This window comes from Mycobacterium sp. (assembly GCF_049673265.1).
Classification (GTDB): Bacteria; Actinomycetota; Actinomycetes; order Mycobacteriales; family Mycobacteriaceae; genus Mycobacterium.
Window position 1 is genome coordinate 1 of record NZ_JBATXN010000449.1, and the last position, 9,120, is coordinate 9,120.

The window sequence follows — 9,120 nt, forward strand, 5'->3', positions numbered from 1 at the left end:
CGGCGATCGTCCCGCCGAAGAGCCAGGTCTCTTGCAGCACCATCCCGATGCGGGATCGGAGCGTTTGCCGGCTCATCGTCGTGATGTCGATGTCATCGACCAGGATCCGACCGGAGTCGACGTCGTAGAAGCGCATGAGCAAGTTCACCAGCGTGGTCTTGCCCACCCCGGTCGGTCCGACGATTGCCACCGTGCTGCCCGGTTCGGCGGTGAACGAAAGGTCGTCGATCACCGGTGTGCCGGGGCGATAGCCGAAGCTGACATGGTCGAATTGCACGCGCCCGGTTGATCTTTCGCCGTTGGGCGAGGGCCGCAATGGTTCGCGGTCCGGTGATTCTTCCGGCTCGTCGAGCAGGTCGAAAACCCGCTCGGCGCTGGCCACCCCGGACTGCATGGTGTTATACATCGAGGCCACCTGGTTCATTGGCGCGTTGAACTGGCGGACGTACTGGATGAACGCCTGAATATTGCCGACGGTGATCTGACCGGTGGCGACTTGCACTCCGCCCACCACCGCCACCGCGACGTAGCTGAGGTTGCCGATGAAGCCCGTCGCCGGCGACAGCAGACCGGAGATGAACTGGGCGCCGAAACTGGCTTGGTACACGTCGTCGTTGAGCTGACGGAACTCGTCTTCGGCCGCCGCGCGTTGGCCGAACGTCCGGACCACGGTGAAACCACTGTAGGTCTCTTCGATGTGGGCGTTGAGCCGGCCGGCATTGGTCCACTGCGCGACGAATAGTCGTTGTGAGCGTTGGGTAATCGCCCGAGTCGCGACCAGCGCAAGCGGCACGGTCAGCAAGGTGATGCCGGTCAGCAGCGGCGAGATGGAGAGCATCATCGCAAACACCGTCACCACCGTCAGCACCGCGGATAACAGTTGGGTGATCGTCATCGCCAGCGATGTCTGGAGGTTGTCGATGTCGTTGGTGACGCGGCTGAGCACCTCGCCGCGCTGCCGGGAATCGAAGTAGGCCAGCGGCAGCCGGTGCACCTTGTCCTCGACATCGGCGCGCAGCGCCTGCAGCGTCCGTCGCACGGTGACGTTGAGCAGCCGAGCCTGCGCCCAAACCAGCAGCGCTGCAACGATATACATCGCCAGAGCCATAGCTAGGGTCTGGGCGACCGCGGCAAAGTCAACACCTCGGCCGGGTACCACGTTCGTCCCGGACAACAGGTCGGCGAAGGTGTTGTTGCCATGAGCCCGCGCCGCCGCGATGGCCTGTGCCTTGGTGATACCGGCGGGCAGCTGCCGGCCCAACACACCGCTGAACAACAGATCGGTGGCATGGCCGAGGATGCGCGGAACCAGGACGCCGATGACCGTTCCGGCGATGCCCAAGACGATCACCGCGACGGCGGTGCGCCGCTGCGGCGCCAAGCGCTTCACCAGCCGGACAGCCGAGCCTTTGAAGTCGCGGGATCGCTGATTCGGGTACTGGGCGGGGCCCTTGGCGGCGGTCACCGCTGCCCTCCCACGTGCGAGACCATCGACTGCGAGTCTGCGAACTCCCGGTAGGTTGGGCACTGGGCCAGCAGTGATTCGTGCGTACCCGAGCCGACCACCCGCCCATCCTCGACGACGATCACGTTATCGGCCTTTGCAACGGTCGAGATGCGTTGCGCCACAACAATCACCGTCGCGTCGGCAGCGATCTCGGCCAGAGCGGCGCGGACCCGCGCATCGGTGTGCACGTCGAGTGCGGAAAACGCGTCGTCGAACAGGTAGATCGCCGGACGGCGGATCACCGCCCGCGCGATCGCCAGCCGCTGCCGCTGCCCACCGGAGAAATTGATACCGCCCTGAGCGACCCGCATCTGCAGCCCGTCATCGTCTGCCCGGACGAATTCGTCGGCAGCTGCCACCCGCAGCGCATCCCACATGTCGTCCTCGGTTACCTCCTGTCCCGGGGCCGCACCGATACGCAGGTTGTCGGCGACGGTCCCGGAGAACAGGTAGCCGCGCTGCGGCACCAACCCGATACCCGACCAGAGCTCCTCGATGTCGTGGTCGCGCACGTCGACACCGTCGACGAGGACGGCTCCGGATGTCACGTCGTACAACCGGCAGATCAGCGATACCAACGTCGACTTACCCGAGCCGGTGCTGCCGACGATAGCGGTGGTTGTTCCGGGCAGTGCGGTCAGCGAAACATCCTGCAGCACAGCGCGATCAGCACCGGGATAGCGAAATGTCGCGCCGTCTAGCCGAACCCCCCCTCGCATACCGGGGGTCGGCCGCACCGGATTCTCCGAGGTGGTGACGGCCGGAACCAGCGACAACACCTCGGTGATCCGTTCGGCGCACACCGCGGCCCGCGGCAACGCCATCACGGTCATGGTCGCCAGCAACACCGCCATCAGGATCTGCGTGAAGTAAATGAGAAACGCGATCAGGGATCCGACTTGCATCCGACCGCTGTCGATGCGCATGCCGCCGAACCAGATCAGCGCAACGCTGGAGCAGTTGACGGTCAAGGTGGTCACCGGCAGCATCAACGCCTGCCAATTGCCCGCATTCAGCGCAGTGTTGGACAGCGTGAGGTTGGCCTCGGCGAACCGTTGACGTTCGAAGGGCTCGCGGGCAAATGCACGGATCACCCGCACACCGGACAGCTGCTCGCGCATCACTCGGTTGATGCTGTCGATCAACCGCTGCATGCTGCGAAAAATCGGCAGCGTGTGCGCGACGATCCAGTAGTTGGCCACGACCAACACCGGCACGCTGACCAGCAGCAGCCAGGACAGCCCGGCATCCTGGTGGATGGCCATGATGACGCCGCCGACACACATGATCGGCGCGGTGACCAGCACCGTGCAGGTCATCTGCACCAGGAATTGGATCTGCCGAACGTCGTTGGTGGTGCGGATCAGCAGCGATGGTGTGCCGAACCGGGCGGTCTCATGCTCGGAGAACGTGATGACCTGACGGAACATCGCTGAGCGCAGATCGCGGCCGAACCCCATCCCGATCCGAGAGCCGAAGTAAACCGCGCCGATCGCGCACACCACCTGCAACGCGGTGACCGCGAACATCACCAAGCCGAGCCGCACGATCGTGGCGGTGTCTCCCTTGGCGATGCCATCGTCGATGATCGTGGCATTCACCGTCGGCAGGTAGAGCGAAGCCAGGGTGCTCACGAACTGCAGCGTCATCACCGTCGCCACCAGCCGTCGATACGGCCGGACGTACTGGCGCAGCAGTGCCAGGAGCATTGGGTAACTGTTGCACACCGCCGAATGGACAGTCGTGCTGATCACCGCACGGTTCGCGCGGCCACCGGGCCGGGCGGTGGAGCAGAAAGTACAGGTCACCGCGTGTGCAATGGTTGACGCAAGGTGCTGCCGCTACAGTGCATCCTGTGATCAGCAGAAGGTGCGCGTAGCCGTGCGGCGCAACATGGCGGCGCTGGCCCTTGCGGCAGCAACCTTGATTCCGGCGGTGGCCGCGTGCTCTGACTCCGGCTCCAACCAGTCCCAGTCGACGGCGCCGACCGCGCCGGGGTCGGGCCAGGGGAAGCACGGTCCGTTCTTTCCGCAGTGCGGCGGCATCAGCGACGAGACGGTAACGAAGCTGACCGAGGTGACTGGGCTGGTCAACACCGCGAAGAATTCGGTGGGCTGCCAGTGGCTCGCGGGCGGCGGCATTCTGGGCCCGCATTTCTCCTTCTCCTGGTATCGCGGGAGCCCGATCGGCCGAGAACGCAAGACCGAGGAGTTGTCGCGTACGAACGTGGAGGACGTCAACATCGATGGGCACGGCGGCTTCGTCGCCGTCGGTAACGACCCGACGTTGGGCGACTCGCTATGCGAGGTCGGGATCCAGTTCTCCGACGACTTCATCGAATGGTCGGTGAACTTCAGCCAGAAGCCGTTCCCGGATGCGTGCAACGTCGCCAAAGAGCTGGCCCGTCAGTCGATTGAGAACGCGAAATGAGGATCACCGTGCGTGATCGCGTGCTCGTCGGCGTTGCCGTCGTGGCCAGCGCGGTCTCCCTACTGACCGGCTGCACGAGGTCGGTGGCCGGCACCCCGCACAAAGCGGGCATGGGCGATGAGCAGCGCAATAACAACTCTGAGCAGCAGTACCCCAACCTGCAAAAGGAATGTGAGGTGCTCACCACCGACGTGTTGGCCAAGACGGTAGGCGCCGATCCTCAAGACATCCAGAGCACCTTCGTCGGCGCGATATGCCGTTGGCAGGCGGCCAACCCGGGCGGGCTGATCGACATCACCCGGTTCTGGTTTGAGCAAGGCAGCCTCGACAACGAGCGCAAAGTTGCCCAGAACCTGAAGTATCAGATCGAGACCCGATCGATCTCCGGCGTGGCCTCGATCGTGATGCGGCCGAACGACCCCAACGGCTCGTGCGGCGTGGCCAGCGATGCTGCCGGGGTCGTTGGTTGGTGGGTCAACCCGCAGGCGCCCGGTATCGACGCGTGCGCTCAGGCCATCAAACTCATGGAGCTGACGCTTTCCACCAACTCCTAACGCGTTGACCAGGAAAATCGTTACGCCGACGTGCGATTTCTTGCTGGCAGCGTCATGCCCGAGAATAGCTGTCGCACTTGGGCTTAATCAGCCGACGTTTGCCGTATTGCGATGGCCAAACCCCCCGGCGCGCCGGACATCCCTCCGCGATGCTAAGTGCTCAGCCAAAGCGATTGCAACAAGGTTTTTTTGACACCCAAACAGCCACCGGCTGCGAGGTGTGAGGTTACCATCGTCGAATGCCTGAAACGGATCCCACTGAGCCAACGTCCTCTGCGGAGGAAACTGAATCCTCCTCCGAACTTTCGTCCGAGTCTGCGGCCGCAGAGCCAGCTGCCGAGCCGGGGCGGGCGTCGCACGCCAAGGAGCCTGCTGCGGCCCCCCATGCGTCAAGGTTGTCGCTGGCGCTCGCATCAGCAGCTCTGGTGCTTTCGGTGATCGCAATAGCGGGTGGCGTTCTGGGGTATTTTTTCCTTCTCCCGCACAAAGACGACTCGTCGTCGTCCTCTGCCACCTCCAACGACCAACAAGCCAAAGATCCGAAAGAAGCGAAAAAGAGGATCTGCGAGACATTCAAGATCGTCGATCACGAGGTGGTCAGGAACTCTCGCTTGAAGAACCCGGACAACGGCGGGCCGATCGGCGCGCTTTCGGTGGCGACTGCTGCGCGGCTAGCGTTCTACTCCGGTGGCGCGTTCCTGCGAGACCGGGTGGCCCAAGAACCTGCCACCCCGCCGGACTTAGCGAAATCGGTCAACGCCATGGGCTCAAACCTCGAGGAGCTGGCCATCGGCTATCTCGCCGGCGGGGCGGAGTTCGCTCAGGATGCGTTGCGGCAAAGTCTCGACGACAAGATCAAAGCAACGATCGAGATGTGCAAATAACGCGGCCTGATTTAGCGGGGGACGTGGAAATCGGCTAGCTCAGCCGAACCGAGTTCGAGGTCTTTCCAGCTGCGGTTGAGTCGTAGTATCGCCATCGCCGAAGTCGGGTATTTCGTCGAGATGCGTTCGGCGGCAGCGGTGTTGGAACTACTCGCATCGGCCAAGCCCAGCGCCACCTCTGTCATCGTTGGCTCGTGTGCGACGACGAGCAGCACGCCGACGTCGTCACCGACGTGAGTAATTTCGTCGATCACCGTTCCGGGGACGGCGTCGTAAAGCCGGTCGGCGTAACGAACCGGCGCATCGATGCCCGTGTGCGCCAAGGTTTCCCGAGCACGAGTCGCTGTCGAGCACAGCACCGCGCCGATTGGCGGCAGGTTGGCCCGCAGCCAGTCGCCGGCCAGCGCGGCCTCGCGCTGTCCGCGGGGGGCGAGCGGGCGGTCGTGGTCGGGGACCCCTTCGGGATAGGCCGACTTCGCATGCCGTAGTAGCACCAGGGTGCGGTCTTGCTGGCTCACTCGATCGAGGTTACCGGCAGCGCGGGGCTGCTGTGGCTGATGTGACTTGACTGACGTCGATGAGGTGACCCGCGGCGGCCATTTGTGGACCTGCCGATCGAGGTCCCGGGACTTGTCGGCGCCGAGTCCTACACTCGCGGTGCCCGGTCGCAGAGCGGCTGGACGTGGAGTAGAAGGGACGGGATCGCAATGCGATTCGTGCACACCGCCGACTGGCAACTCGGCATGACCCGTCACTTCCTCGCGGGCGAAGCGCAGCCACGCTATTCGGCGGCGCGCCGTGACGCAGTGGCCGGCCTGGGTTCGCTGGCAGCGGACGTTGGTGCCGAGTTCGTCGTGGTGGCCGGTGACGTCTTCGAACACAACCAGCTGGCGCCGCAGGTCATAAGCCAGTCGCTGGAAGCCATGCGCGCCATCAAGGTTCCGGTGTACCTGCTGCCCGGCAATCACGACCCGCTGGACGCGGCGTCGGTGTACACCAGTGCTCTCTTCAAGGCCGAATGCCCGACCAACGTCCAGGTGCTCGATCGGCCCGGCGTGCACGAGATTCGGCCCGGCCTGCAGATCGTCGCTGCGCCATGGCGATCCAAAGCGCCGACCACCGATCTGGTCGCCGACGTGCTCGACGGCCTGCCAGCCGACGGTGTCATCCGGGTGCTGGTGGCGCACGGCGGAGTCGACGTGCTCGACCCCGATCCGACAAAGCCCTCGCTGATCCGGCTGGCGGGTATCGAGGACGCGTTGACCCGTGGTGCGGTGCACTACGTCGCACTGGGCGACAAGCATTCGGTGACCGAAGTCGGTAGTAGTGGACGGGCGTGGTACTCCGGTTCGCCGGAGGTCACCAACTACGACGACGTCGAACCTGACCCCGGCCATGTGCTGGTGGTCGAAATCGACGAGGCGCATCCGCATCACCCAGTGATCGTCGAGGCCCCCAACGTCGGTCGCTGGCGGTTTGGCACGCTGAGCCGTCAGGTGGACAACAGCCGTGATATCGCCGACCTGGATCTGAACCTCGATCTGATGCCCGACAAAGACCGAACGGTGTTGCGGCTGGCCTTGATTGGTTCGTTGACGGTCACCGACCGCGCCGCCTTGGATGCCTGCCTGGACAAGTACTCGCGGCTGTTCGCGTCGCTGCGGGTGTGGGATAGCCACAGCGATCTCGCGGTCATACCGGCCGACGGCGAATTCAGCAACCTCGGCATCGGTGGGTTCGCCGCCGCGGCGGTCGAGGAACTGGTCGAAACAGCGCGCACCGGGGACACCGAGATCGCCGGCGACGCGCAGGCAGCGCTGGCGCTGCTGATGCGGCTGACCGACGGAGGTAGCCAGGGTCGAGGTGCGGCGTGAAGTTGCATCGGTTGGTCCTGAAGAATTACCGCGGCATCGACCACCGCGAGATCGAATTCCCCGACCACGGTGTGGTCGTGGTGTCCGGCGCCAACGAAATCGGTAAGTCCTCGATGATCGAGGCGCTGGATCTGCTGTTGGAATCCAAGGACCGTTCGACGAAAAAGGAAGTCAAGCAGGTCAAGCCGACGCACGCCGACGTCGGATCCGAAGTTACCGCCGAGATCAGCAGCGGCCGTTATCGTTTCGTCTATCACAAGCGGTTTCACAAGAAGTGTGAGACGCAGCTGACGGTTCTGGAGCCACGCCGCGAACAGCACAGCGGCGACGAGGCGCACGACCGAGTACAGGCGATGCTGGCCGAGACTGTCGACACCGAGCTCTGGCACGCCCAACGAGTATTGCAGTCGGCAGCGACTGCGGCGGCGGATCTTTCGCGGTGCGATGCGCTGACCCGGGCGCTGGATGTCGCGGCGGGAGACACCGCCGCACTGTCGGGCACTGAGCCGGTGCTGATCGAGCGAATCGATGCCGAGTACGGCCGCTACTTCACCGCGACCGGGCGTGCAACCGGGGAGTGGGCCGCGGCCATCGCAGCGCTGCGCGACGCCGAAGAGGAAGTGCAGCAATGCACCGCGGCTGTTGCCGAAGTCGACAACCGGGTGAATCAGCACGCCGCGTTGAGCGCCGAGCTGGCCGAGTTGTTGCCGCTTCAACAAGCGGCCGCGCTCCGGCAGGCCGCGGCCCAAGCCGCCGCCGACAAAATCGCGCAACTTACCGAACAGATGAAGGAAGCCGACCTGGTCGCTGCTGCCGCCAAGGCGAGCAGCGCGGCATCAACTGGCGCACACTCCGAGAGACTACGGCTGCGCGCCGAAAACGACACGCGCGCCGCGACAGTCGCGACCCTGGAAGCTGAAGCCCGAGAGGCCGCCGAAGCGCGGGGACTGGCTCAAGAAGTCACCGCAGCGGCCGACGCCGTGGTGGAGGAGGCCAACCAGCTCTTCACCGCCGCCCAGCAGCGAGCCGAGACGGCCCGGCATGTCGTCGACGAGCTGGCCCGCCGCGACGAGGCTGAGAAGCTGACCGGCCGGCTTGCCAAAATCGATGGCGCCCAACGCGACCGTGACGTGATCTGCGACGAGCTCTCGACAATTGCGCTGACCGACAGCCTTTTCCAACAGATCGAGCGAGCTGCGGCAGCTGTCGAGCGGATCGAGGGCCAGCTCGCGTTGGTGTCGGCGACGGTGGAATTCGTCGCGGCCACCGACATCGAACTCGTCGTCGGTGACCAACGGATCGCGCTGCCCGCGGGCCAGAGCTGGTCGACCAGCACGGGCGGCGCCACCGAAGTCGAGGTTCCCGGTATCCTCACCGCGCGGTTCACCCCAGGCGCGACGGCGCTCGATATTCAGACCGAACACGCTGCTGCGCAACAAGACCTGGCCACTGCACTGACGGCCGCCCAGGTGGCTGACCTGGCCGCGGCGCGACGTATCGATCGGCGGCGCCGTGAACTGCTGAACCGCCGCGACCAGACCGCCGCGACCCTGGTCGCATTGTGCGGTGACGACGAGGTGGAGCAGTTGCGCTCCAGACTGGCCGAGTTGCATGACAAGTCCTATGCCGACGATGTCGCCGTGGACACCGCCACCGCCCGCGCCGAGCTCGAGGAAGCTGACACGGACCGGGTCAAAGCGAGCGCAGACCTTGAGACACACCGCAAGGTCGCAGCCGCCGCGGCGGCCAAACTCGCCGAAATGTCGACCAAGGCAACCCTTTCCGAGCAGAAGCTGGCTGGTCAACGCGCCGAGCTGGCTGCCGTCGGCGACCGGCTGTCCCAGCAGCGCGCAGCCGTCACCGACGAAACG

The 9,120-nt window shown here is 64.8% G+C and carries 8 protein-coding genes; 5 read left to right on the top strand and 3 right to left on the bottom strand.

The genetic code is table 11. The annotated features are described in order from the left end of the window. Together WBF82_RS15695 and WBF82_RS15700 are read right to left on the bottom strand one after the other, a co-directional pair. The coding region (locus WBF82_RS15695; protein WP_424383910.1) for an ABC transporter ATP-binding protein at positions 1–1,465 on the bottom strand (1,465 nt) is incomplete at its 3' end. Next, complete coding sequence (locus tag WBF82_RS15700; protein WP_424383911.1) at positions 1,462–3,216, bottom strand: ABC transporter ATP-binding protein; 1,755 nt, start codon at positions 3,214–3,216, stop codon at positions 1,462–1,464. The genes WBF82_RS15695 and WBF82_RS15700, both read right to left, overlap by 4 nt. Before the next feature lie 184 nt (positions 3,217–3,400). Between WBF82_RS15700 and WBF82_RS15705 the strand changes: the two genes are divergently transcribed. From WBF82_RS15705 to WBF82_RS15715, 3 genes are all read left to right on the top strand, one after another. Further along, complete coding sequence (locus WBF82_RS15705; RefSeq protein ID WP_424383916.1) at positions 3,401–3,937, top strand: DUF3558 domain-containing protein; 537 nt, start codon at positions 3,401–3,403, stop codon at positions 3,935–3,937. Next, on the top strand, positions 3,934–4,491 hold the full coding sequence (locus tag WBF82_RS15710; protein ID WP_424383912.1) for a DUF3558 domain-containing protein: 558 nt from the start codon (positions 3,934–3,936) through the stop codon (positions 4,489–4,491). Before WBF82_RS15705 ends, WBF82_RS15710 begins: the two co-directional genes overlap by 4 nt. Before the next feature lie 239 nt (positions 4,492–4,730). Next, on the top strand, positions 4,731–5,375 hold the full coding sequence (locus WBF82_RS15715) for a hypothetical protein (RefSeq protein ID WP_424383913.1): 645 nt from the start codon (positions 4,731–4,733) through the stop codon (positions 5,373–5,375). An 11-nt stretch (positions 5,376–5,386) separates the two neighbouring features. Here the strand turns inward: WBF82_RS15715 and WBF82_RS15720 are convergent, their stop codons facing one another. Then, a complete protein-coding gene (locus WBF82_RS15720) occupies positions 5,387–5,893 on the bottom strand; it encodes a SixA phosphatase family protein (RefSeq protein WP_424383914.1) in 507 nt (168 codons plus the stop codon). Positions 5,894–6,082: 189 nt separating this feature from the next. On the opposite strand from WBF82_RS15720, the gene WBF82_RS15725 reads away from it, so the two are divergent. Together WBF82_RS15725 and WBF82_RS15730 are read left to right on the top strand one after the other, a co-directional pair. Continuing rightward, positions 6,083–7,249: a metallophosphoesterase family protein gene (locus WBF82_RS15725; protein WP_424383917.1), complete on the top strand. Its 1,167-nt coding sequence runs from the start codon at positions 6,083–6,085 to the stop codon at positions 7,247–7,249. Continuing rightward, the coding region (locus tag WBF82_RS15730) for an AAA family ATPase (protein ID WP_424383915.1) at positions 7,246–9,120 on the top strand (1,875 nt) is incomplete at its 3' end. The genes WBF82_RS15725 and WBF82_RS15730, both read left to right, overlap by 4 nt.

Excerpts from the sequence above, each read along its gene's own strand:
- WBF82_RS15700 (WP_424383911.1), bottom strand. The coding sequence starts at position 3,216 with ATGCTCCTGGCACTGCTGCGCCAGTACGTCCGGCCGTATCGACGGCTG.
- WBF82_RS15705 (WP_424383916.1), top strand. The coding sequence starts at position 3,401 with ATGGCGGCGCTGGCCCTTGCGGCAGCAACCTTGATTCCGGCGGTGGCC.
- WBF82_RS15710 (WP_424383912.1), top strand. The coding sequence starts at position 3,934 with ATGAGGATCACCGTGCGTGATCGCGTGCTCGTCGGCGTTGCCGTCGTG.
- WBF82_RS15715 (WP_424383913.1), top strand. The coding sequence starts at position 4,731 with ATGCCTGAAACGGATCCCACTGAGCCAACGTCCTCTGCGGAGGAAACT.
- WBF82_RS15725 (WP_424383917.1), top strand. The coding sequence starts at position 6,083 with ATGCGATTCGTGCACACCGCCGACTGGCAACTCGGCATGACCCGTCAC.